Origin of the sequence: Streptomyces sp. NPDC057617, from assembly GCF_042800555.1 — a bacterium.
GTDB lineage: Bacteria > Actinomycetota > Actinomycetes > Streptomycetales > Streptomycetaceae > Streptomyces.
The window spans coordinates 749,507-772,519 of record NZ_JBHVGV010000002.1 but is presented as its reverse complement, the minus strand read 5'-3'; the positions used below and the strand labels follow the sequence as shown (position 1 = coordinate 772,519).

Annotated in this window: 11 protein-coding genes and 1 pseudogene; 1 reads left to right on the top strand and 11 read right to left on the bottom strand. The window is 73.1% G+C overall.

From position 1 onward, the window contains the following. Positions 1-3,459, top strand: a 3,459-nt coding sequence (locus ACFU9P_RS08990) for a multifunctional oxoglutarate decarboxylase/oxoglutarate dehydrogenase thiamine pyrophosphate-binding subunit/dihydrolipoyllysine-residue succinyltransferase subunit (RefSeq protein WP_384078358.1), incomplete at its 5' end; no start/stop codon positions are given. 66 nt (positions 3,460-3,525) lie between these two features. Here the strand turns inward: ACFU9P_RS08990 and fxsT (ACFU9P_RS08985) are convergent. From fxsT (ACFU9P_RS08985) to ACFU9P_RS08935, 11 genes and pseudogenes are all read right to left on the bottom strand, one after another. Next, positions 3,526-7,026, bottom strand: a complete 3,501-nt coding sequence (gene fxsT / locus ACFU9P_RS08985) for an FxSxx-COOH system tetratricopeptide repeat protein (RefSeq protein WP_384078357.1) — start codon at positions 7,024-7,026, stop codon at positions 3,526-3,528. Beyond that, positions 7,023-8,396, bottom strand: a complete 1,374-nt coding sequence (locus ACFU9P_RS08980) for a CHAT domain-containing protein (protein ID WP_384078356.1) — start codon at positions 8,394-8,396, stop codon at positions 7,023-7,025. Before ACFU9P_RS08980 ends, fxsT (ACFU9P_RS08985) begins: the two co-directional genes overlap by 4 nt. Beyond that, the gene (locus ACFU9P_RS08975; RefSeq protein ID WP_384078355.1) at positions 8,386-10,143 is read right to left on the bottom strand and encodes a hypothetical protein; all 1,758 of its coding nucleotides are present in this window, start codon (positions 10,141-10,143) and stop codon (positions 8,386-8,388) included. Before ACFU9P_RS08975 ends, ACFU9P_RS08980 begins: the two co-directional genes overlap by 11 nt. A gap of 276 nt (positions 10,144-10,419) precedes the next feature. Next, positions 10,420-11,355 (bottom strand): AAA family ATPase, encoded by a 936-nt coding sequence (locus ACFU9P_RS08970; protein WP_384078354.1) that lies wholly within the window; start codon positions 11,353-11,355, stop codon positions 10,420-10,422. 86 nt (positions 11,356-11,441) lie between these two features. After that, positions 11,442-11,963: a CU044_2847 family protein gene (locus tag ACFU9P_RS08965; RefSeq protein WP_384078353.1), complete on the bottom strand. Its 522-nt coding sequence runs from the start codon at positions 11,961-11,963 to the stop codon at positions 11,442-11,444. A gap of 67 nt (positions 11,964-12,030) precedes the next feature. Next, positions 12,031-15,051: an FxSxx-COOH system tetratricopeptide repeat protein gene (fxsT, locus tag ACFU9P_RS08960; RefSeq protein ID WP_384078352.1), complete on the bottom strand. Its 3,021-nt coding sequence runs from the start codon at positions 15,049-15,051 to the stop codon at positions 12,031-12,033. 78 nt (positions 15,052-15,129) lie between these two features. Continuing rightward, complete coding sequence (locus ACFU9P_RS08955; RefSeq protein WP_384078351.1) at positions 15,130-16,539, bottom strand: aKG-HExxH-type peptide beta-hydroxylase; 1,410 nt, start codon at positions 16,537-16,539, stop codon at positions 15,130-15,132. 344 nt (positions 16,540-16,883) lie between these two features. Then, positions 16,884-18,026, bottom strand: a pseudogene (locus ACFU9P_RS08950) (FxsB family cyclophane-forming radical SAM/SPASM peptide maturase); the annotation flags it as partial. A 237-nt stretch (positions 18,027-18,263) separates the two neighbouring features. Next, a complete protein-coding gene (gene fxsA, locus ACFU9P_RS08945) occupies positions 18,264-18,455 on the bottom strand; it encodes an FxSxx-COOH cyclophane-containing RiPP peptide (protein ID WP_046507860.1) in 192 nt (63 codons plus the stop codon). Positions 18,456-18,488: 33 nt separating this feature from the next. Next, entirely contained in the window at positions 18,489-21,971 is a 3,483-nt protein-coding gene (locus ACFU9P_RS08940) for an SAV_2336 N-terminal domain-related protein (protein ID WP_384078350.1), read from the bottom strand. A 7-nt stretch (positions 21,972-21,978) separates the two neighbouring features. After that, positions 21,979-23,007 carry an AAA family ATPase gene (locus ACFU9P_RS08935; protein WP_376381862.1) on the bottom strand — a complete coding sequence of 343 codons (1,029 nt, stop codon included), beginning with the start codon at positions 23,005-23,007 and terminating at the stop codon, positions 21,979-21,981. Positions 23,008-23,013: the final 6 nt, after the last annotated feature.

The following is a 23,013-nucleotide window of genomic DNA, read 5'->3' as shown; positions in this document are numbered from 1 at the left end:
GCCCCGACCACCCCCGCGAAGCCCGCCGCGCCCGCCCCGGCCCCCGCCGCCGCCAGGGCCGCCCCCGCGGCTCCCGCGCAGCCCGCCGCCGGCGGCCCGGAGTACGTGCCGCTGCGCGGCCCCTCCGCCGCCGTCGCGAAGAACATGAACGCCTCGCTGGAACTGCCCACGGCCACCTCCGTGCGCGCGATCCCGGTGAAGCTGCTCTTCGACAACCGCATCGTCATCAACAACCACCTCAAGCGCGCCCGCGGCGGCAAGATCTCCTTCACGCACCTCATCGGGTACGCGATGGTGCAGGCCCTCAAGGCCATGCCGTCGATGAACTACTCGTACGCGGAGCGCGACGGCAAGCCGACCCTGGTCAAGCCCGAGCACGTCAACTTCGGTCTGGCCATCGACCTGGTGAAGCCGAACGGCGACCGCCAGCTCGTCGTCGCCGGCATCAAGAAGGCCGAGACGCTCAACTTCTTCGAGTTCTGGCAGGCGTACGAGGACATCGTCCGCCGCGCCCGCGCCAACAAGCTGACGATGGACGACTTCACCGGAGTCACCGTCTCGCTGACCAACCCGGGCGGCCTCGGCACGGTCCACTCCGTGCCGCGTCTGATGCCCGGTCAGTCGGTCATCATGGGCGTCGGCTCGATGGACTACCCGGCCGAGTTCCAGGGCACCTCCCAGGACACCCTGAACAAGCTGGGCATCTCCAAGGTCATGACGCTGACCTCGACCTACGACCACCGGGTCATCCAGGGCGCCGCCTCCGGCGAGTTCCTGCGGATCGTCAGCCAACTGCTGCTCGGCGAGAACGACTTCTACGACGAGATCTTCCAGGCGCTGCGCATCCCGTACGAGCCGATCCGCTGGCTCAAGGACATCGACGCCTCGCACGACGAGGACGTCACCAAGCCCGCGCGGGTCTTCGAGCTGATCCACTCCTACCGGGTGCGCGGCCATGTCATGGCCGACACCGACCCGCTGGACTACCTCCAGCGCAAGCACCCCGACCTGGACATCACCGAGCACGGCCTCACCCTGTGGGACCTGGAGCGGGAGTTCGCGGTCGGCGGCTTCGCCGGCAAGTCCATGATGAGACTGCGCGACATCCTGGGCGTGCTGCGCGACTCGTACTGCCGCACCACCGGCATCGAGTTCATGCACATCCAGGACCCGAAGCAGCGCAAGTGGATCCAGGACCGGGTGGAGCGCCCGCACGCCAAGCCCGAGCGCGAGGAGCAGCTCCGGATCCTGCGCCGGCTGAACGCGGCCGAGGCGTTCGAGACCTTCCTCCAGACCAAGTACGTCGGCCAGAAGCGGTTCTCGCTGGAGGGCGGCGAGTCCGTCATCCCGCTGCTCGACGCCGTTCTGGACGCCGCCGCCGAGTCGCGGCTGGACGAGGTCGTCATCGGCATGGCCCACCGCGGCCGGCTCAATGTCCTGGCGAACATCGTGGGCAAGTCGTACGCCCAGATCTTCCGCGAGTTCGAGGGCAACCTCGACCCGAAGTCGATGCACGGCTCCGGCGATGTGAAGTACCACCTGGGCGCCGAGGGCACCTTCACCGGTCTGGACGGCGAGCGGATCAAGGTCTCGCTGACCGCCAACCCCTCGCACCTGGAGGCCGTGGACCCGGTCCTGGAGGGCGTCGTCCGCGCCAAGCAGGACATCATCAACAAGGGGGGCACGGACTTCACGGTCCTGCCGCTCGCGCTCCACGGCGACGCGGCCTTCGCCGGCCAGGGTGTCGTCGCCGAGACGCTCAACATGTCGCAGCTCCGCGGCTACCGCACCGGCGGCACGGTGCACATCGTCATCAACAACCAGGTCGGTTTCACCGCCGCCCCGGAGTCGTCGCGCTCCTCCATGTACGCGACCGATGTGGCCCGCATGATCGAGGCGCCGATCATCCATGTGAACGGCGACGACCCGGAGGCCGTGGTCCGTGTCGCGCGGCTCGCCTTCGAGTTCCGCCAGACGTTCAACAAGGACGTCGTGATCGACCTCATCTGCTACCGCCGCCGCGGTCACAACGAGGGCGACAACCCGCAGTTCACCAACCCGCAGATGGTCCGTCTGATCGACAAGAAGCGCTCGGTGCGCAAGCTCTACACCGAGTCGCTGATCGGCCGCGGCGACATCACGCTGGAAGAGGCCGAGCAGGCGCTCCAGGACTTCCAGGGCCAGTTGGAGAAGGTCTTCGCGGAGGTCCGCGAGGCCACCTCGCAGCCCGCCCCGGCCCAGGTCCCGGACGCCCAGGCCGAGTTCCCGGTCTCGGTGACGACCGGCGTCTCCCAGGAGGTCGTCAAGCGGATCGCCGAGTCGCAGGTCAGCATCCCCGACTCGGTCACCGTCCACCCCCGGCTGCTGCCGCAGCTCCAGCGCCGCGCCGCCTCGGTGGACGACGGCACGATCGACTGGGGCATGGGCGAGACCCTCGCGATCGGCTCGCTGCTGATGGAGGGCACCCCGGTCCGGCTCTCCGGACAGGACACCCGCCGCGGTACGTTCGGCCAGCGCCACGCGGTCCTGGTCGACCAGGAGACCGGCGAGGACTACACCCCGCTCCAGTACCTCACCGGCGAGCAGGCCCGTTACAACGTCTACGACTCGCTGCTCAGCGAGTACGCGGCGATGGGCTTCGAGTACGGCTACTCCCTGGCCAGGCCGGACGCGCTGGTCATGTGGGAGGCGCAGTTCGGCGACTTCGTCAACGGCGCGCAGACGGTCGTGGACGAGTTCATCTCCTCGGCCGAGCAGAAGTGGGGCCAGACCTCCGGGGTCACCCTGCTGCTGCCGCACGGTTACGAGGGCCAGGGCCCGGACCACTCGTCCGCCCGCCCGGAGCGCTTCCTCCAGATGTGCGCGCAGAACAACATGACGGTCGCCATGCCCACGCTGCCGTCGAACTACTTCCACCTGCTGCGCTGGCAGGTCCACAACCCGCACCACAAGCCGCTGGTCGTCTTCACCCCGAAGTCGATGCTGCGGCTGAAGGCCGCGGCCTCGAAGGCGGAGGAGTTCACCAGCGGCGGCTTCCGCCCGGTGATCGGCGACGTCGGCGTGGACCCGGCCGCGGTCCGCAAGGTGGTCTTCTGCGCCGGCAAGGTCTACTACGACCTGGACGCCGAGCGGCAGAAGCGCGGCATCACGGACACCGCGATCCTGCGTCTTGAGCGGCTGTACCCGCTGCCGGGTGCGGAACTGCAGGCCGAGATCGCCAAGTTCCCGAACGCCGAGAAGTATCTGTGGGCGCAGGAGGAGCCGGCGAACCAGGGTGCCTGGCCGTTCATCGCGCTCAACCTGATCGACCACCTGGACCTGGCGGTCGGCGCGGATGTGCCGGGCGCGGAGCGGCTGCGGCGGATCTCGCGTCCGCACTCGTCGTCGCCGGCGGTGGGCTCGGCGAAGCGGCACCAGTCGGAGCAGCAGCAGCTGGTCCACGAGGTCTTCGACGCCTAGCTTTTCTGTTTGTCCTCAATCGCCGGACGGGCTCTCTCAGCCCGTCCGGCGATTGAGGACACAGAACTAGATCGTCTGCGGCTCGAAGTCCCAGCGTGTCCGTACGGTCATGAAGTCCCGCGGGTCCAGCGCGGCGGCCAGACCCGCCCGGCACGCCAGCGTCAGCGGATGCTGTGAGCCCAAGGCCCGCAGCGCGGCGGTGACGCTCTCCCGGCTCAGGGCCACCGCGCCCGCCCTGTCGCCGGTCAGCAGCCGGGCCGCCGCCGTATTGAGCGCGCAGCCCACGGTCCAGGGGTGGGTGGGCCCGACCGCGGCGAGCATCCTCGCGTACGCCTGCTCGATCACCCAGTGCCCCTCGTGCCGTTCGCCGAGAGCCAGCAGGGTCAGGCCCAGGTTCCCCCGTACCCCGGCGGTGAACGGATGGTCCGGCCCCAGCATCCGCGTATAGCGCTCCTCCACCGCCCGGTGCAGATCGAGCGCACGGGCCGGATCGCCCGTCTCGCGCTCCAGCCAGGCGCAGCTCGCCGCGACCATCATGGTGAGCGGATCGTCGCCGCCCAGCACCCGTTCGCAGCGCTCCAGCGTCTGCCCGAACAGCGGCTTGGCACCGGCCGGATCGCCCGCCAGATAGCGGCACAGCGCCAGATTGTGCCCGGCCCGCAGGGTCTGCGGATTGTCCGGCCCCAGCTCCCGCTGATGCATACGGAAGTTCTCCGCCTGAAGCTCCTCCGCCTCCCGGTAACGGCCCAGCAGCCGCAGATCGACGGCGACGTGGAGTTCCGAGACCAGGGTCAGCCGGTGCGCCGGGCCCAGCACACGGCGCCGGATCTCCAGATTGTTGAGGCTCAGCGCCCGGGACTCCTCGTACCGGCCCAGCAGTTGCGTGGAGACGGCCAGATTGTTCCGGGCGTTGAGGGTACGGGCATCCTCCACGTCGAGGAGTTCGAGGTACGAGGCGAGGATCCAGCCGGAGAGCTCCGAGGCCTCCCCGTACCGCCCGAGGCCGCGCAGATCGGCGGCGAGCCCGCTGGCGGCCCGCAGATGCTCCGGGTGCTCCCTGCCCCGCTCCTCGCGGAGGTGGTTCGCGGCGGCGCGGTCGATGGCCTCGCTGCCCGCGTAGTCGCCGACCGCGCGCATCAGATTGGCGTAGTGGTGGCTGAGGTCCCAGATCCTGGGGTGGTCGGCGCCGAGGAGCCGGCGCCAGGACTCCCAGGCGCGCCGCCCGAGGTCGATGCCCTCGCCGTACTTGCCCGAAAGGTACATGTGGCGCAGGCAGTTGAGGACCAGGGTGTGCATGGCGGGCTCGGTGCTCTGCAGCGCGTCGGCCCAGATGAGATGCGGGGTGATCTCCGCGTACCGGGGCCAGTCGGCCACATCCGCGGGGTTGCCGGGGTCCGCGGCGGTGAGCGCCCGCCGGGCGGCTCCGATCAACTCGTCGTGGTCCTGCGGCGACATGCTCCGGTGGATGACCTGGCAGACCATCCGGTGCATGGAGAGCGTCTCGGCCGCCGCTTCACCGCCCTCGCCGTCGGCCGGCCCGACCGCGCGGACCACCGCGTACTGCCGTAGCTTGCCGATCACCTGGTCCCACAGCTCGGGGTCCGCGACCAGTTCGGCGATCCGGGGCGGGAGGTCCTCCGGCGGCAGGTTCCGTACCAGCCGTACGGGAATGGCCGCGGGCGCGAAGAAGGTGAGGAGCTGGAGCAGGTCGACGGCCGGCGGGACGGACTCCCGGAGCCGGCTGAGAAGGATCGACCAGGCCGTCTGGAAGGTGGGGGAGTCGTGAGAGATTTTGACGACATCGTCGTGGTCCATGCCCTGCTGGAGCACCGCGATGTACTCGTCCACTGACAGGTCCGTGTCATTGAGCCAGCCCGCCGTCTGGTCCAGCAGCAGCGGCAGATCCTCCAGCACCTCAGCCAGCACGTCCGCCTCCCGCGCGGTGAGGCGCGGTGCCCGGCTCCGGACGAAGGCCACCGACTCGTCGCGGTCGTAGACCGGGACCTCCATCAGTGCGCTGCGGCGGTCGGCCCACCCCCGGTTGCGGGAGGTGATCAGCACATGGCCGGGCCCTTCGGGCACCAGGTCCCACACCTCGTCCGGTTCGTCCGCGCCGTCCAGGACGAGCAGCCAGCGGCGGTACGGTTCACCGCGCCGCAGCGCGTCCAGCACCGCCCGCACCCGTTCGCCGTAGTACGTCGCGCCCGTCACCAGGCCCAGCGCGGGGGCGAGTTCGGCGAGCCCCTGGCGGCAGGCGGCCCGGTTGTCCGCCGCGATCCACCACACGACGTCGTACTCGGCGGCGAAGCGGTGGGCGTACTCGGCGGCGAGCTGGGTCTTGCCGACGCCCGACATGCCGTACAGGGTCACGGCACGGGTGCCCCGGCCAGTCCCCTGGCCGGTCTCCTGGAGGGCGTGGTGCGTGTCGTTGAGCAGCGTCTCACGGCCGGTGAAACGGGTGTTCCTGCGGGGCACCCGCTCCCAGACCGTGGGCGAGTCCACCGGATAGCGGGGTCCCCGGCCGCTGTCACCGGGGCCGGTCGGCGCGTCCAGGCCGAAGAGCAGGAGCAGTCGCTCCTCGGCTTCGGCGGCGTGGAGATCCGCCAGGGACATCAGGGAGAGGGACACCACGGCGCTGGGCAGCGGGGTGGAGGTGACGGCGACGGCGGCGAAGCGGCCGGACTCGGCGGCCGGTAACGCGCGCAGCGCGCGGCTCCACTCGTCGTACCCGTGCCGGCCGAGCTCGAAGAACCGCTCGCTGAGGACGAGCAGGATCCGGCCCGGTGTCCGGGCAAGCTCCCGCAGGGACTCCTTCAGCGGAGCCTCCGCCGGCGGGTTCCACCGGTGGTGGAGGACACGCAGTCCGGCGCGTCCGAGCCGGTCCCCGATCCAGTCGGCCCAGATCCGGTCGAAGCCCGCGAAGACGATCAGCACGGACGGCTCGGGCCCGGAGGCCGCGGCCCGCACGACGCCCCGGCCCCCGGCGATCGGGGAGAACTCCTCCGCCGGTGGCCGGACCAGCGGGCGCCGGTCCAGCACGGCACGTGGCCGCCCGGGCAGGTCGCGTGTGCCAGGGGCGTCACTCACATCCGTCACTGCGGCCGTATCCGGGGCGTCCGCCGGATCCGGGGCTCCCGGCACATACCCCACCACCGGCGCCGCCCCACCCTCCCCCTCACCCGCTTCCCTGATCCGGCACGGCAGTTCGGCCTTCCGTACCGGCATCCCCCACTCGTTGCTGATGGTCAGCCACAGCCCCGCGGGCCCCGCCACCTGCCCCGCCGTCACCACGAACCTCGCGGGACCGTACGTACCGCCGAAGCGGTGCAGTACGACGCTGGGGTCGTCCAGCACCTCGCACACGAAGCGCGGGGAGCCGTCGAGCCCGACCGTGAAGGTGAACTCCTCTTCCTGGTAAGGCCAGTCGGGGCCGATCTCGGCGCCGTCCGCGCCCAGCGGGCCGCGCAGATCGACCGTGACCAGATAGGCCCGGCCCGCCTCGGCCTCGCGCGGCCGGCTGACGACGGGCTCGATCAGCAGGGGCCGTTCCGTACCGCCGCCGCTCACGGCGCGCCCCCTTCCGCCCCCTCGTCACCGGGCCCGCCGTCACCGGACCCGTCCTCGCCGGACCCGTCCTCGCCGGGCCCGCCGGTGAGCAGGAGTGTGGTGAGCGGATGGCCGTAGTACTGGAACATAAAGGTGTAGAGCAGCCGCAGGACCCGCTTCTGCCCCTCCTTGTCGATGCCTCCGTCATCATGCCGGGTCCGCGGGATGTCCGTCAGGGGGCCGAAGTCGTCGAGCGCGCGGGCCCGGAAGGCACGCAGCGCCTGGGTGACAGGCAGCCGGGGCCGCGCGGTCACCTCCTCTACCAGCTCGGTGATCAGATCGCGCGCCTCGTGGTCGCCGACCTTGCCGGCCGTGACGATGCAGCCCCCGGCGCCCTTGCGCAGAAACAGTTCGGCGAAGCCGCGCAGCGCCTCCTCGCCGCCCGCGTCGTTGTCGACGAACCGCCCGGAGTGGCAGGCGTTGAGACAGACCAGCGAGCGGTGCTCGTCCAAGACGGCCATGGCGCGCTCGTCGAGTTCGGCCCAGGTCACCTCGGCGAGGGAGAGCGCGCTGACCCGCTCGTCGTAGGTGCCGTGGCAGGCCATGTAGACGAGTCCGGTGGGGTCGCCGGCCGCGCGCCGGTCGAGGGCGTCGAGGAAGCCGCTCATCGTCATGTGCGGCTGGTGGGAGTACGGGCGGAACGCGGCGATGTCGTGGTGCATGCCCCGGTGGTAGTAGCCGAGGATCCCGCCCGCGCAGTCGCCGGGGCCGTGCGGCAGACCGCGGTCCAGCTCATGGATGGTGGTCCAGCGGGACATCACCACCAGCGCGCCCAACAGCCCTTCCGCCAGGCCGTGTTCGGAGTCGGCGGGCAGCCAGAGGGTCTCCCAGGGCAGCTCGTATCCGGTGTCGTCCCAGACCAGCAGATGCAGCGCGGAGCCGTGCGCGGCACGGGCGCGGTTGATCCAGTCGGCGAGCCGCCGCTGGTTGCGCGACCAGTGGCGGATCGCGCGCAGGAGTTCGGACGGCGCCTCGCCGCCGGCCCGCGCGTTGCCGAGGCCGATCCCGGCGGGGCGGAGCTGGGTGGGTCCGGTGGTGTACGGGAGGGGCGCGAGCCCTTCGCAGCGCGCGCTGAAGCCGAACGCCTCACGCCCGTTCGGATGCCGGCCCCGTACGACCTTGATCACGGCCATGGCGTCGGGCAGGCGCGCGCCGGGGTCCACCGGGGCCGCGCCCAGTGCCTCCGGCTCGCCCGGCTCGGCGTGCGGCGGGTCGGGGGTGGTACGGGGACGGGGGCGCGGGACCAGGCCCGGCCGGGTCCGCCGTACTCCGGTGGCGTCGGACAGCCAGCGGGCGATCCGGTGCGGCTCTCGGTGCGGCTCACCACCCATCCCCGCTCACCGCCTCCGCAGGACGGCCCTCGGCCACGCTCCCGCCGAGCGCGTCCGCGAGGAGAAAGGGAAGGTCGGCGTACGGCTGGCGCGCCGGGTCGACGACCGTACGGTGGAGCCGCGTCCGGTCCATCCCGCTGATCCGGGCCGCGACCGCGAGCGCGTCGTCGATTCCCGTACGGGCGACCGGGCCCACGGGCGGGCGGCCGCGGTGGCTGGCGTCGAGCGGGACATTGCCGCGCCCGTCGGTGGCGACGACCAGCCATGCCTCGACCAGTCCTGCCCGGTGGTGCTGGAAGGCCCGGCGCAGCGCCTGTCCGGCCAGTTCGAGGCCGTGGGCGAGCGGGGTGGCGCGGCCGGGCGGCCGGGCGAGCGCGGCGGTGATCCGGGGGTCGAGGACGCTGCGGGCGGTGAACGCCTCGGCGCGCAGCTCGCTGATCGCGTCCCTGGCGCCCACTTCGACGATCTGCGCGGCCGCCCGGCTGACATAGGCCCACTGGAGGAACGGTTCGAGCGCCTCGTACCAGTTCCAGTTGGCCCGGCAGGTGTGGTCGAGGACAAGGGTCAGCAGCCGTTCCGGCTCGGGCGCCCGTACGTAACCGCGCAGATCGGCGGGGGCGACGGCCAGCCGCGGCGGATGGCCGCGTACCGCCTGGTACTTGGCCGCCTCCATGGCCGTACGGACGAAGGCCAGGTCCCGCAGGTCGTGCGGGCGGCGCACCCCGATGACCGGTCCGCGCGCGGCGCCGGGTCCCGCGCTGCGCCGCCAGGGGGTGCGCAGGGAGGCGAACTCGGGCAGGGGCGCGGCGTCGTCCTCGGGGTAGGGGGTGCCGGTCGCGGGCGCGCCGGGGACCTGGCCGGGGCCGATGGGCTCGGCTCCGGCCTCCGGCGCGAGCACCGGCCGTCCGGCGGGCGGGAGCCGCTGTCCTTCGGGGCCGTGGTCGGTACGGCGCGGGGCGCGGCGGGTACCGGGGCCCGGCCCTGGCGGGGGCGGTACGGCGGGTCCGGGGCCGGGGTCCGGCGTGGGGTCGTGGTCCCCGGGCGGCTGCGGTGCGGACGGCAGTCCGATCAGCCGCGCGGCCTCGTCGACCCGGGCGGCCGTGACCTCGGTGGCGCCGTCGAGCCTGGTCAGCGCGCGGGCGATCCGGGCGAGGGCGAGGGCCCTGCGGTGCCCGGTGCCCGGACCGAGGAGTTCCAGTACGCGCGGGGCGAGCGCGTCTGCGAGGACGAGCGGTGGCCCCTGGCCGGGCGCTCCCCGGTCGAGAGCGGTCTGCCAGGCGTCGGGGAGCGGGCCGAGGGGGTCGGGGCCCGGCAGCGTACGCAGTCCGGCGACGGAGAGCCGGACCGGGAAGCGGTCGAGAAGGTGCGGTGAGACCCGTTCGGTGTCCTCGGCCCGGCAGACGGCCAGCCAGCGGGCGCGCGGCTGCCACTGACGGCGCAGCCCGGAGTGCTCGACGGTGGCGACATCGGCGCCGAGGATCTGCACGACGGCCCGCATCCCGGACACCCCGAGCCGGGCGAGATCGGGCACGACGACGAGGGACGAGCCGGGCGTGGCTTCGGTGAGCGGCCCGGGTTCGAGCGAGAACCGGATCCCGCCCGACCCGCGCCGCAGCCGGGGCCGTATCCACAGATCCTCGTCCCGAGTGGCCGCGCCGAGGACGACACGGGGCGGCCGGCCGAGCAGCCCCGCGAACACATCGGCGAGCGGAGCGACCAGCTCGGGCGCCAGATCGAACAACAACACCCCGCCGAGCCCGGGCTCGACAGCGGCACAGACAAGAGCGGCGAGCAGCCGCCGATGCGAGTCGCCGGGCGCGGAGGCAACAGGTGGGGCCGGGGCCGCAGGCAGAGTCCGGGCCGGGCCCGCGGTCGGGGCAACAGCCGGATCCGACGGTGGATCCGAAGCCGGGGCGTGGACCGAGGACAGGTCCGGCGCCCGCGCCGGGGCCTGGGGCGAAGGCTGGTCCGGCGCTGCGGTCGGGGAAGGTTCCGGGGACGGAAGGGGCACAGTCATGAGGCCTCAGTCGAAGAGGTCGTCGACTCGGGCGTCGTCGTCCGGGCCCCACTCGAACGTACCGCCGTGCGCCGACTCCGGCCGCCTGTGCCGCAGCGCGAACGGCAGTACCCGCCGTACATGCCGGGGCTCGGTCCGTACCGCTCCCTCCAGCGCGGCGAACGCACGCGCGGCCTGCGCGGCGACCAGTTCGCCCCGGTGCCCGACCGCCGAGAGCCGTCCCGCGCACTCCGCGCACAGCATGCCGACCGCCTCCGGCACCTCGACCTCCGGCAGCGCCGCCCGCGCGGCCAGCAGGGCGCTCCGCAGCGCGGCGCCCTCCCGTTCCGCCTCCGCCCGCCAGGGGGACTCGCCCCTGGCCAGCTCCTCCTCGAAGGCCAGCACCGTCATGATCATCCGGTGCCGGTCCTCGGTGGTCAGCCCGGCGGTGGTCACCATCAGCCCGAAGCGGTCGAGCAACTGCGGCCGCAGACCGCCCTCTTCGGGGTTCATCGTGCCGACGAGCCCGAAGGAGAGGTGCTTGGCCGCGGCGATGCCCTCGCGCTGGACGGACAGCACGCCGGTGGAGACGACATCCAGGATGATGTTGACCAGGTGGTCGTCGAGGAGGTTGACCTCGTCGACGTACAACAGCCCCTTCTCATGGGCCTCTTCGAGAAGCCCGGACTGCTCCCTGGCCTCGCCGCGCATCAGCGCGTCCAGCTCCCAGCCGCCGAGCACCCGGTCGTCGGTCGCGTTGATCGGCAGGGTGACGGGCAGCTCGCCGCGGGTCATCAGCGCGAAGGCCCGTACGACCGTGGACTTGGCGGTGCCGCGCTGACCGGTGATCAGTACGCCGCCGATGCCGGGCGCGACGAAGTTCAGCTCCAGCGCCAGCTTGAGGTCGTCCTGCCCGACGACACGGCTGTACGGGAGGATCGGGATCGCACCGGGTAAGGGCACCGCCGGAGCCTCGGGAGAGGACGCGGGCGCCGGTACGGAGGCGGAGGCCGGCGCGGTCACCGGCGGGCGCCCGCCGTTGTCCCCCGTCACGATGCGGCCCCGTCGTCAGAACCGGCCGTCGCGGAACCCGCACCCGGACCGGCTGTCGCGGATCCCACCGCCGGACCACTCCCCGGCCCGCTCACCGACACCACCGCCGGAGCCGGCCCGCCCGGCTGCCAGCGGAAGGTGACCTGGAGCTGTGCCTCCGCCCCCGCCTTCACCACCGCCGCCATCCCCGCGTCCAGCGTGACCGACACCTGGAGCTCGATCTCGTCGGGCCGCAGCCCGTCCCCCAGATCGCCGAGTCTCCGCATCGCCTGCGACGCGCAGCGCCGCGCCAGATCGAGACCGTCCCCATAGACGTCCGTGGCCACCCGGATGACCCGCTGCGCGGCCCCGTCCCGGGTGACCTCGTCCTCGTACACGGAGTCGTACCCGGACTCGTACCCCGAGCCGGGCACCGGACCGGGCATGCCGCCCGGGCCCGGTAAGTGCTCGCCCCGGCCCACCACCACCGGGATGGGCCCGTCCTCCCCCGGTGCCACGGGCCCCACAACGACCGTCATTCCGCTCCCCCTCGTGCCGCTCGTCCAGCTCGTGCCGCTCGGCTCGTACCCCTCGTACCGCCCCCGGTCAGGTGAGCGGCGGCTCGAAGTCCCAGTAGGGCCGGATACGCGACCGGGCCGCGACGGTGTGCACATGCTGCGCACCGAGCGTCTCCGCCAGATCGTCCAGCGCCTCCTGTTCGAACTTCTCGGCACGCTGCGCGTCCCGCAGCCCCCGCAGATCCGCCGCGTGCGCGATCCGGGCGGAGAGCGTCAGCGGGTGCGTGCGGCCGAGGACCTCGGTGGCCCCCGTGATGGTCGTGCCGGTCAGCGCCGCCGCGCCCTCCGCGTCGCCGGTGATGTTGCGCAGCGCGGAGGCGTTGATGGCGCAGCCCAGCGTCCAGGGGTGAGTCTCGCCCACGGCCCTGGTCATGTCGGTGAGGGCGTTCTCGGTAAGCTCCAGGGCCTGGTCGCGCTCGCCCACGTTGCGCAGGATCAACGCGTGGTTGGAGCGGGTGCCCGCGACATACGGATGGTTCTCGCCGAGCATCCGCAGATAGCCCTCGACGACCCGGTCGCTTATGTCCATGGCCCGGTCGATGTCGCCGTGCTCGCGTGCGAAGCAGCTCTGGCCCGCCGCGAACATCATGGTCAGCGGGTCGTTCTCGCCGAGCACCCGCTCACAGCTCTCCAGCACCTGGGTGAACAGCGCGGACGCCTTGGCGCGTTCGCCGGAGCGGTACAGGCACAGCGCGAGATTGTGCTCGGCGCGCAGGGTCTGCGGGTTCTCGCGGCCCAGCACCATCCGGTGGACGCGGGCGCTCTGCGACTGGAGGGACTCGGCCTCGCTGTAGCGGCCGAGGAGCCTGAGGTCCGTCGCGTAGTTGATCTCGGAGTAGAGCGTCCAGGCGTGCCGGGGGCGCAGCAGCTGCCGCCGGGCCTCCAGGGTGCGCCGGTGCAGGTCCAGGGACTCCTCGTACCGGCCGAGCAGCCGGAGCGAGATGGCCAGGTTGTTCTGGGCGTTGAGGGTACGGGAGTCCTGCTCGCCCAGGAGTTCACGGAAGGAGGCGAGGATCCAGCCGGAGATCTCCAGCGCCTCCTCGTACCGCCCGAGGCCGCGCAGATCGGCGGCGAGCCCGCCCGCCGCGCGCAGATGCTCCAGGTCCTGCGGCCCCTTCTCCTCGCGGAGATGCTCGACGGCCGCCCGCTCGATCGCCTCCGTACCGGCGTAGTCGCCGACGGCGCGCATCAGATTCGCGTAGTGGTAGCTGACGTCCCAGATCCTCGGGTGGGTGGCGCCGAGGAGGTCGCGCCAGGCCTCCAGCGCGCGCCTGCCGAGGTTGATGCCCGCGCCGTACTCGCCCGAAAGGTACATGTAGCGAAGGCAGTTGAGGACGAGCGTGTGCATCGCGGGGTCGGTGCTCTGGAGGACGTCGGCGGCCTTGAGGTGCGGGGTGATCTCCGCGTACCGGGGCCAGAGCCTGGTGTCCGTCGGCCGGCCGGGTTCCGCCCGTACCAGCGCCTTGCGGACCACCTCGATGAACTCCTTGTGGTCCTGCTCGGGCATGTCCTGGTGGACGATCTGGTGGACCATCCGGTGCATGTAGAGCGCGTCGCCCGGGGCGCCGGAGGCACCTTCGCCGCTCACCGCGTCATGGACCTCGCGCTCGCCGACCCCGGCGGCGCGCACCACCGCGTACTGCCGCAGCTTGTTGATGGCCCGCGCCCAGCGCACCGGGTCGTCGACCAGGCCGCGCAGCTTCTCCGGGAGGTCCTCCGGCGGCAGGTCGCGCACCAGCCGTACGGGGATGGCGCCGGGCGCGAAGAACGTACAGAGCCGGAGCAGGTCGACCGATTCGGGGACGGTCTCGCGGAGTTTGTTGAGCAGTATCGACCAGCCGGTCTGGAAGGCGAGCGGGAAGTCCGCGGAGATCTTGACGACGTCCTGGTCGATGCCGTCCTCAAGGAGCGCGATGTACTCGTCGACGGACATGTCGGAGTCGTTGAGCCAGCCGGCCGTCTGGTCGAGGAGGAGCGGCAGGTCTTCGAGGGCCTCGGCGAGCTGGCCCGCCTCTTCGTACGTCAGGCGCGGGGCCCGGCGCCGTACGAAGGCGACCGACTCGACGCGGTCGTAGACGGGCACCTCCAGCAGGGTGCTGTTGTGCTCGCCCCACTCCGGGTTGCGGGCCGTGATCAGCACATGGCCGGGGCCGGTCGGCACGAGGTCCCAGATCTGCTCGGGTTCGTCGGCGCCGTCGAGGACGAGCAGCCAGCGGCTGTACGGTTCGCCGCGCCGCAGCGCGTCCCTGGCGGCCCGCAGCCGCTCCCCGTACTCGACACCGGTGGACAGGCCCAGCGCGGGGGCGAGTTCGGCGAGTTTCTGGCGGCAGGTGACCCGCTTGTCGGCGGAGACCCACCACACCACGTCGTACTCCGCACCGAAGCGGTACACGTACTCGGCGGCGAGCTGGGTCTTGCCGACCCCGGACATGCCGTGCAGGGTGACGACTCCGGCGCCGCGGCCGGCTTCCTGGAGGGCGTGGTACGCCGCGTTGAGGAGGGGCTCGCGACCGGTGAAGCGGGTGTTGCGGCGCGGCACTCCGCCCCAGATGTCGGGCGAGTCGGCGGGGTAGCGCGGGCCGCGGCGGAGGTCTCCCTGGTCGCCCAGGGGTTCGGCGGACAGCCCGAGCCGGGTCAGGACGCGGCGCTCGGCCTCCTGCTCGCCGACCGTGGTGAGATCGGCGGCGGCGAAGACGGTGGTGGCGCCGGGCAGGGCGGCCGTGGTGACGGTGACGCCGGCGAAGCGCTCGGGTTCGGCGGCGACCACATCGCGCAGCGCGCTGTTCCACTCCTCGTGGCCGCGCGGGCCGAGCTGGAAGTACCACTCGCTCAGTACGACGAGGACGGGGCCCGGTGCCAGCAGCAGATCGCGCAGGCAGTCCGCGAGCGGGACGTCGTCCGGCGGGTCCCACCGCTGGTAGACGACGGCCAGTCCGCGCCGTTCGAGCCGGTCCCCGATCCAGGCCGCCCAGGCCCGGTTGAAACCGGCGAAACTGATGGTGACAGCCTGCGGCCCGGTTGCTCCAACTGGCCTACGCACCGCGGGCATTCGACCGTCTCCCTGCATCGTCATACGCCCTTCTAACATACTCCGCTGCCCCTGGTTTCCATCCTGGGGCGTGCCGCATCACGTTCCGTTCCTTTGGCTTCCGTTCCGCTGGCGCCAGATCATCCGGGCCGTCCGTACGTAGGACGCGGCGCGGGCGAGATGTCCGGGCGGCGGAGGATCCGCGGAGAGCCGGTGGTACACGATGATCATTTCGTTGACGAGGATCCGTCCTTCGCGTGTGAGCGCCCCCGAGGCGGCCAGTACGGGCAGGACCGCGCCGACCTGTTCGCGGCAGCGCGCGTGCTCGGCCCATGCCTGGTCGCGGGCGGCGAGCCGGTCCGCGCCGAGGGCGTAACGCTGCCAGAAGTCGGCGAGCGCGATATGTGAGAACGCGCCCTGGAGCAGCCCGTCGAAGGGGCGCGGGTCGGAGCGCCAGGGGGCGAAGTGCCGTGGCGCGGCGTCCTCGTGGTGGAGGGGGGCGATGGCCGCGAGGGCGGCGAGCTTGGTGTGCTGGAGCTCGTGCACCAGGGTCGACGCGAAGTAGGCGGGAGTGGCAGGGCGGCTGGTGAGGACCGCGCCGAAGGCCTCGCGGCGGGTGCCGCTGCACTGGGCCGCGCCGTCGCCGGAGGGCGCGGAGCCAGGCGGCGGCGAGAGCGGGACCAGGCAGTGCAGCAGGGCGGCGGTCTCCTCGGAACGGTGCGGGCCGCCGATCCTCAGCAGCGGCTCCGTCCGCGCCCAGGACCGCGCCCAGGCCTCGCGGTGCGTGTCGTCGAGGCTGGTGACGGCGGACAGCCCGAACCGTTCGAGCCGGGTGCCCGCGGTGCGGTACGGATCGGTGTCGTCCAGCGGTACGGGCGCGGCTCCGGGCCGTACGGCGGGCAGTGTCAGTACGGGCAGCCAGCGCGGGTCGCCGGAGCGGGCGCCGGTGTCGGTGAGCCGTACGGTGACGGGCGGGGCGCTTTTCGCGTCGCCACCGGGACGGAGTGTCACGCGGCCGTCGGCCAGTTCGGCGTCGACGGGCGAAGGCGGGCCGGGCTCGGTGCGGAGAGCGCCCAGGGTGGGCAGGGCGAGCAGCCCGTCGTGGGCGGTCAGCCGGGTGGTGAAGGGCAGCCCGGCGCGGATCGCGGCTGCCGCGGCGAGCGCGCTGAAGTGGTCGAGATCGGCGGGGAGTTCGGGGGCGGGGGCGGAGCCGGTGAGCCCGCGCAGACAGCGCTGCGCCCAGGGCCCCGCGAGCGGATAGAGCAGCACGGTCCGCACGGCGGCCCGGTCGGTACGCTCGGCCGCCTCCAGCAACGCCCAGTCCTGGCGCAGCCGGTGGAGCGCGGCGGGCGGACAGAGGGCGGCGGGGGCGGCCTCGGCGGCGTCGAGCAGGGCCCGCAGCAGGACGAGCCGCCGGGTGTGCTGGTCCCGTACCAGCAGCCCGAGCGCCTCGGCCCCGCCTTCGGTGCGCCCGATCTCCCGCAGCGCGGCCTCGGGTATGCCGCTCACCGGACGCCTCCGCCGATCGCCGCGACACCGCTGAGGCCGGTGGCCGCCGGGGCCTCCGGGGGCCGGGTCACGCCCGGGCGCTCGGCGCCATGGCCGGCCCGGCCGGCTTCCGGCCGGGCCGTACCGGTCCCGGCCGTACCGGACCAGGGCCCATCGGACTGGGCCACCCCCGGCTGGACCGCGCCGGCCCCGGCCCGAGCCCCATCGGACCGGGCCCCATCGGACCAGGGCCCATCGGTCCGAGCCGTGCCGGCCCGTCCGGCTTGCGGCCAGGCCGCGCCGGTCCCGGCCGTACCGGACCAGGGCCCATCGGACTGGGCCGACCCCGGCCGGGCCGCGCCCGGCGCCGTCGCCTCCGTGAGTCTCTTCGCCACATGGCGGATCAGCCGGGCCAGGTCCGCGCAGTAGACCGACGGGTGCGTGAAGCCGTCGCCCTCGCGGTAGCGGTGGGCATAGTTGCCGCCGCCGCAGACGGAGAGCAGCGGGCAGGTGCGGCAGGCCGGGGACAGCGTCGACGCGCCCGACTGGCGGGCGGCCACGCCCGGGTGGGTCAGGGCGTCGTCGAAGGAGTGCCGGAAGATGTCGAGGCCGGTGGCGGCGGCGCCGTCGTACGCGGACTTGAGCGAGTCGACCTGCTCGATGGACCCGTCGGTCTCGACCACCACCGCGTTCAGCGGATCCAGCCCGAGCGACTCGGTCGCGGCGGGCAGCCCCAGCAGCAGCGCGAGACACTCCTCGAAGAGCCGGATCCGGGTCTCCCTGCGGCCCGCCGACCACCAGCGGTCGAAAACCGTGCTGAGCCAATCGCCGTACGGAGTCGGCCGGTCGGCGGCAGGACCTCGGTGGGGCGGATCCGCGACCGGCAGACCGGGCGGCGGTGCCGTCCAGTTGCCGTGCGGCAGGAGCAAGTCGACTGCGGGCGGGCGCAGTTCCAGCAGTGATTCGTACAGCTCGACCGGCTCGGTGCGCGGATCGACGACGGTCAGGATCCCCGCGTACGCCTCGGGGTGGTGCTCCGCGAGCAGCCGCACCCCGCGCGCGGCGGCGGGCCAGGAGGGGCGTCCCGCGTGGTCGGTGCGGAGTGTGTTGTGTTCGGGCCGGCCGCCGTCGAGGCTCACACCGACACGTATCGAGTGACGGGCGAGGGTGGCGATCCGGCGCTCGGTGAGCAGGGTCGCGTTGGTCTGCACGGTGGCGTGGACCGTACGCTCCCGGCCGGCCCGTTCCCGTACGAGACCGGCGAAGGCGGCCAGCCGGGCGGCGCCCACGAGCAGCGGCTCACCGCCGTGCAGTACGAGCGAGAGAGCGGTCAGCCCGTGTGCGCCGGCGTGCTCGGCGATACGGGTGGCGGCGCGGTCGAGGACCTCCGGCGCGGCGGCCGCGGGCCGGCCGCGCCAGGTCCGGTCGGGGCCCTCGTACAGATAGCAGTAGCGGCACGCGAGATTGCACCGCCCGTGCACCTTGACGATGAACTGCCCGAAGGGCACGGTCGCGAGCTGCGTCCCGGCATGCGGGTACGCCGCTCCGCGCGGACTCCCCCGTCGAGCCACGTCCGTAACCCCCATGATGTACGGCGTCCGGGCAGCCTCGCCCGCCTGTCCGGGACAGCCGAAGTCGCCTGGCCGAAGGCCTGGTTCCCTGGATGGCCGGGGAAGCAAACCCGTGTCGGCCGAGGTTGACCGGTTCAACGGTGTCCCGGATCGAAATCGTGTTGAACGCCCTTGTCAGAAGGCGTTGTTGAATCCCCAGAGCATCTCGCGCGGCTGTTCCGACCTGTCCCGCAGATCCGCCACCACCTCGGCGAGCACCGGGTGGTCCAGGGTCCGCAGCTCCGCCAGGTCCAGTGCCAGCAGATCGGGCAGCTCGCCGCCGCCCGTGGAGACTTCCGCCGCCGCGCCGTGTGCCGACTCGCTCATCTCTTCTCCCCGTTGCCGTGTCCGGGAGCGCTCTCAGCGCTCCAGCTCGGCCAGTCGCTCCATGGTCGAACCGGCCGTCTCACCACCGCCGTCCGGCAGCTTGCGCCATTCCGTACGGGCCGCCCGGTACGCCTCGCGCGCGGCCCGGGGCCGGCCCGCCCTCTCGTATGTCATACCCCGCCAGTGGTTCGCTTCAGCACGCAATCCGACCGCTTCCAGCCGTTGTCGGAGACTTTCCAGCTCTGTTTCGGCGACCCTGGCCGCGTCGGCCGCGTCACGGAACGCCTCGGCCGCGTCGTCGAGCCGGGCGGGCCGGCGCAGGGTCTCGTACGCGTCGAGATGGGAGCGCCCCAGCTCCAGCCAGCAGCGGGCCTCGGTCAGCGGATCGCCCGCCTCCTGGGCCGCGAGGCCGAAGAGGTGCTCGGCCTCGCGCAGATCGACGCGGTCGTCGTTGATCCGGTGGCGCAGCATCAGCGCCCGGCCCAGCATCAGCAGCCGTTCGGCCTGGCGCGCGGTGCCGGTGACCGTTTCCGTACGGCAGTCGCGCAGCACCCGTACCGCGGCGCCCGTGTACGGCGCTCCGTCGGGCAGTTCGGCGCGGCGCAGCAGGGTGGCGCCCCATTCGGCGAGCAGATCGGCATGGGCCCTGGAGTCGCGGGCGGTGCCGCGGGCCGCGCGGGAGAAGCACTCGGCGGCCTCTTCGAGGTCGGCGGGGTCGCCGGAGCGTTCGTACCGTGCGACGCGCACCCGGCCGGCGCGGGCCCGGAGCGAGGCGAGCAGCCGCTCGTCCCGTACGGTCGCGAGCGACTGGTCGACCAGCGTGGCGGCCTCCTCCAGTCCCTCGCCCGACCGCAGCAGCGCGTCGACCAGGTCGAGCAGGATCCTGGCCTGGGTGGAGACGGTGTGCTGTCCGGTGCCCGGCGCGAGGGCCTTGCGCAGCGAGCGCGCGGCCTGGGTCGCGTACACCTGGGCCTGTTCGGTGTCGCCGGTCGCGCCGGACAGCCGCAGCAGGGTGCGGCCGTGGGCGAGGGGCAGCCCGGCGGGACGGTTCTCCTGGTCGGGCCAGACGTCGGCGAAGGCCTCCAGCATGCCGATCGCGCCCTGGAGCAGCGCGCTGTCGCCGCCGAGGCGCCACTGTGTCTCCAGGGCGCGCACCCGCTCCAGGGTGAGCCGCAGCGCCTCGGCGGGCTCCAGTCCGGGTGCCGCGCAGGCGACGGTGTACTCGCGGTCGGCGCGGCGCAGCAGCTCCAGCGCGCCCGGCCGGTCGCCGCGCCGGCGCCGGTCCTCGGCGGCGGCGTGCAACACCTGTGCCAGTACGGCCCGTTCGCGGACGGCCCGGGGATGGGCGACGGCCCGCTCGGCGGCCCGTACCGCCTCGCGCAGCAGTTCGCCACCGCCCTGGACCTCCCACAGCCGCAGCAGCCCGCGCGCGAACTCGGCCCACAGCTCCGGGTCGGCGGCCCCCGGCGCCTCGCGCTCGGTGGCCGCGCGGAGCTGCTGGACGGCGTCGATCAGATACTGGACCATGCCGTCGGACTCGAACTGGCGCAGCAGCACCCGGGCGCTCTCGACCGCCGCGTTGGTGGTCGGGTCGCCGGTTCCCGGGCCGTCCGGGTCAGGGTCGGTGAACTGCTCGGGCAGCGGCATGAACCGTTCCAGCACCCGGGCGGCGACCTCGGCGAAGGGATGCGGGACCCGCTGTCCCCGGCCGCCGGGATCCCCGCCGTCACCGTTGTCGGCGCCGTCCGCCCCGAACGCGCCGTCCGCCCCGAAGGCCGCGTCGTCGTCCAGGCTGCCGCGCGGGAAGAGCGGCCCGTGGCGGCCGTCGCCGAGCTGTGCGAGCGCCAGGGCCGGGAAGTTGGGCCCGCCCCTGCCGAACCGCTGCTCTATGTACTCGGAGCAGTGTTTCAGTACGAGCAGCGCCTCGTCCCGCCCCAGCGGCCCGAGCAGCGCCTCCTGCACCCCGGGGGCGAACTCGTACCACGGCCCGTCGTCGGCGCCGTCGCTCTTGCTGCGCGAGAGCAGCCCGCTGAGCAGCACCTCGGCGAGTTCCGAGGGGCCCGAGTCGGGCAGCATCGTGCGCTGTACGAGCTGCATCACCGGCAGATAGAGCGGGGCCGCGGCGAGATAGACGGCGAGCTGGCCGGCGACCGGGGAGGCGGCCGAGCGGAACCGGCTGACGAGCTGGAGCGAGGACATCCGGTCGCCGGGGCGCGGCACGGGCGCCGCGCGGTGGCCGGCACGCACCCAGCCGACGGCACCGGAGATCCGGCCCGCGCCGGTGCCCGACAGCAGCCGGGCCCAGGCTCCGAGCGCGCCCGCGACCGGCGGCAGTACGGGAATGGCGAGCGCGCCCGGATGCGCCGCGGGTCCCGCGGCCGTCTCGTCGGAGACTCTCAGGACGGCGGCGCCCGCGAGCCCTTCGCCCCGGGAGAGCACTCCGTAGGTGACGGGCAGCCTGGTCCGGTTCCACATGCGCTGCGGCAGCGGCTGGATGACGGCGGTGGGGGCCTGGCGGCCGAGCTGGTGCAGCAGCCGGTGGGCGCGCCCGCTGTGCCAGAGCGGTCCCGCGCAGTCGCTGACGACCACGGTGACCCGGCGGCCCGTGGGGTCGCTGAGCCGGTCGGCGGAGCTGAGGGGCGCGGCGGCCGGGTCGGGGCTCCTGCTGACGGCGGGCGCTCCGTCAGGCCCCTGGTGCAGATAGCGCACCTGGACATCCCGGAAGGCGCCCAACTGCCCGAAGATCTGCTGGAGTTCGCCGAACAGCCGCTCCCACACCCGCATCGACGACGAGGCGTCCATGACGAGCTGGAGAAGCGCGTCAGCGCGGGACACCCCGCGGAACACGGGGATGATCAGCCCGCCCGCGCGGGCGCTGAGTTCGACGGTCGCCACCTCATCGAGGGTACGGCGTACCGGAGGCGCGGCCGGACGGTACCGCTGAAGCGGGCGGAGCGCGCGCTGGAGTTCTAGCGGTGCGGGGAGCGCGGGGGCGGCGGGCACACCGAGGGTGAGCGCGGCGGAGCCCCGGCCGGGGCCCGAACTGACACGGGGGCCGCCGTGGCGGGGTTCGGGGTGGAGCGCGATCCGTGGGTCGTGGTCCCGGGGGCCCGCCGGGCGGGATTCCTCGTCGTCCGAACCGCCTTCACGGGCCGCGCCGTTGGCGTTGGCGGGCGTGACGGGTACGGGTGCGGGCCCGGTCCGCTCCGTGCCGGTACGGACCGTTCCGCCGGCGGGCGGGCCGCCCGGGTGGCCCGAACTGGTCTGCTGGGCAAGCCAGATGGCGTCGCAGAGCTGCTCGGCGTCCGGATCGAGCCCGGCCTCGCGCAGCCGGGCGACAAGCGCGGTGAGCAGAGCGCCGTCGTACGGAGGCGACTGCTCACCCGGAGCGTGAGCGCCCGGCCCGGGAGCGGGCCGCCCCTGAGCACCGGGCTCCGGGGCAGGCCCCTCCTGGGCGTGCCCGGGTCCCGGCTCCGGCTCACTGTCCGTGCCGTGAGGTGCCGTGACATCGGGCATCAGCGCATCACCTCGGCCGGTCGAGTCGCTGGATGAGCAGATCGGCGAGCCGGTCGCGGCCCGCGGGCGCGGCGGTGTCGGTCAGATAGATCGCGTTCAGGAGCTGGTCGGTGGAGATCAGCTCACTGCGCGAGCGCTCCAGGAAGTGGGCGATCAGATCGTCGCCGGCACGGGCCGCCTCGTCGCCGAGATGCGCCCGTACGAAGGTGGCGAGCCGCTGGTGGTCGGGGCGGCCCAGCTCCAGATGGATACAGCGGCGCATCAGGGGCGCCGGGAAATCACGCTCTCCGTTGCTGGTCAGCACCACGAAGGGGAAGGCACGGCACTGCACCCGGCCGCCCTTGACCTTCACCTTCGTACCGTCGTCGGTGAGCACCTCCGCCTCGCCGTCGGGCAGCCGGTCGGCGATGCGCTCCAGCTCCGGTATGCCGAACTCGCCCTCCTCCAGCACATTGAGGAGATCGTTCGGCAGATCGATGTCGCTCTTGTCCAGCTCGTCGATGAGCAGGACACGGGGCTGCTCGGAGGGGAGCAGGGCGGTGCCGAGGGGCCCGAGGCGGATATAGCTGCCGATGTCGGCGGACGGATCCTGGGGCTCCCCGCCCTCCGCGGCAGCATCGGCCGCGGCCCGGTGCGCGGCGATCTGCACATCCTGGAGCCGGGCGATGGCGTCGTAGTGGTACAGCCCCTCCAGCAGCGTGGACCGGCTGACGATGGGCCAGCGCAGCACCCGGCCCAGCCCCAGTTCGTGCGCGACGGAGTGGGCCAGGGTGCTCTTGCCCGCGCCCGGGCTTCCGGTGACCAGCAGCGGACGCCTCAGATACAGCGCCGCGTTGATCATCTCCAGCTCCTCGGCACCCGGCCGGTGCAGCTCCGCCTCGTGCCGGTAGCCGCCGAGGCGCCGGTCGGCCGAGCCGTCGGAGGAGGCGTCACGGCCCGCGAAGTCCCGCCAGGGCGGCGGCGGAGGGAGCTGGGTGATCCCTCCGTGCGGTTCGCCCGCCCCTCGGTAGATGAGCCACTCACCGGGTTCAGTCATCGCGTC

What these genes read in the sequence shown, in the direction of transcription:
- ACFU9P_RS08980 (WP_384078356.1), bottom strand. Translation starts at nt 8,396, where the DNA reads ATGGGTGGTGAGCCGCACCGAGAGCCGCACCGGATCGCCCGCTGGCTG.
- ACFU9P_RS08965 (WP_384078353.1), bottom strand. Translation starts at nt 11,963, where the DNA reads ATGACGGTCGTTGTGGGGCCCGTGGCACCGGGGGAGGACGGGCCCATC.
- fxsT (WP_384078352.1), bottom strand. Translation starts at nt 15,051, where the DNA reads ATGCCCGCGGTGCGTAGGCCAGTTGGAGCAACCGGGCCGCAGGCTGTC.
- fxsA (WP_046507860.1), bottom strand. Translation starts at nt 18,455, where the DNA reads ATGAGCGAGTCGGCACACGGCGCGGCGGCGGAAGTCTCCACGGGCGGC.
- ACFU9P_RS08940 (WP_384078350.1), bottom strand. Translation starts at nt 21,971, where the DNA reads ATGCCCGATGTCACGGCACCTCACGGCACGGACAGTGAGCCGGAGCCG.
- ACFU9P_RS08935 (WP_376381862.1), bottom strand. Translation starts at nt 23,007, where the DNA reads ATGACTGAACCCGGTGAGTGGCTCATCTACCGAGGGGCGGGCGAACCG.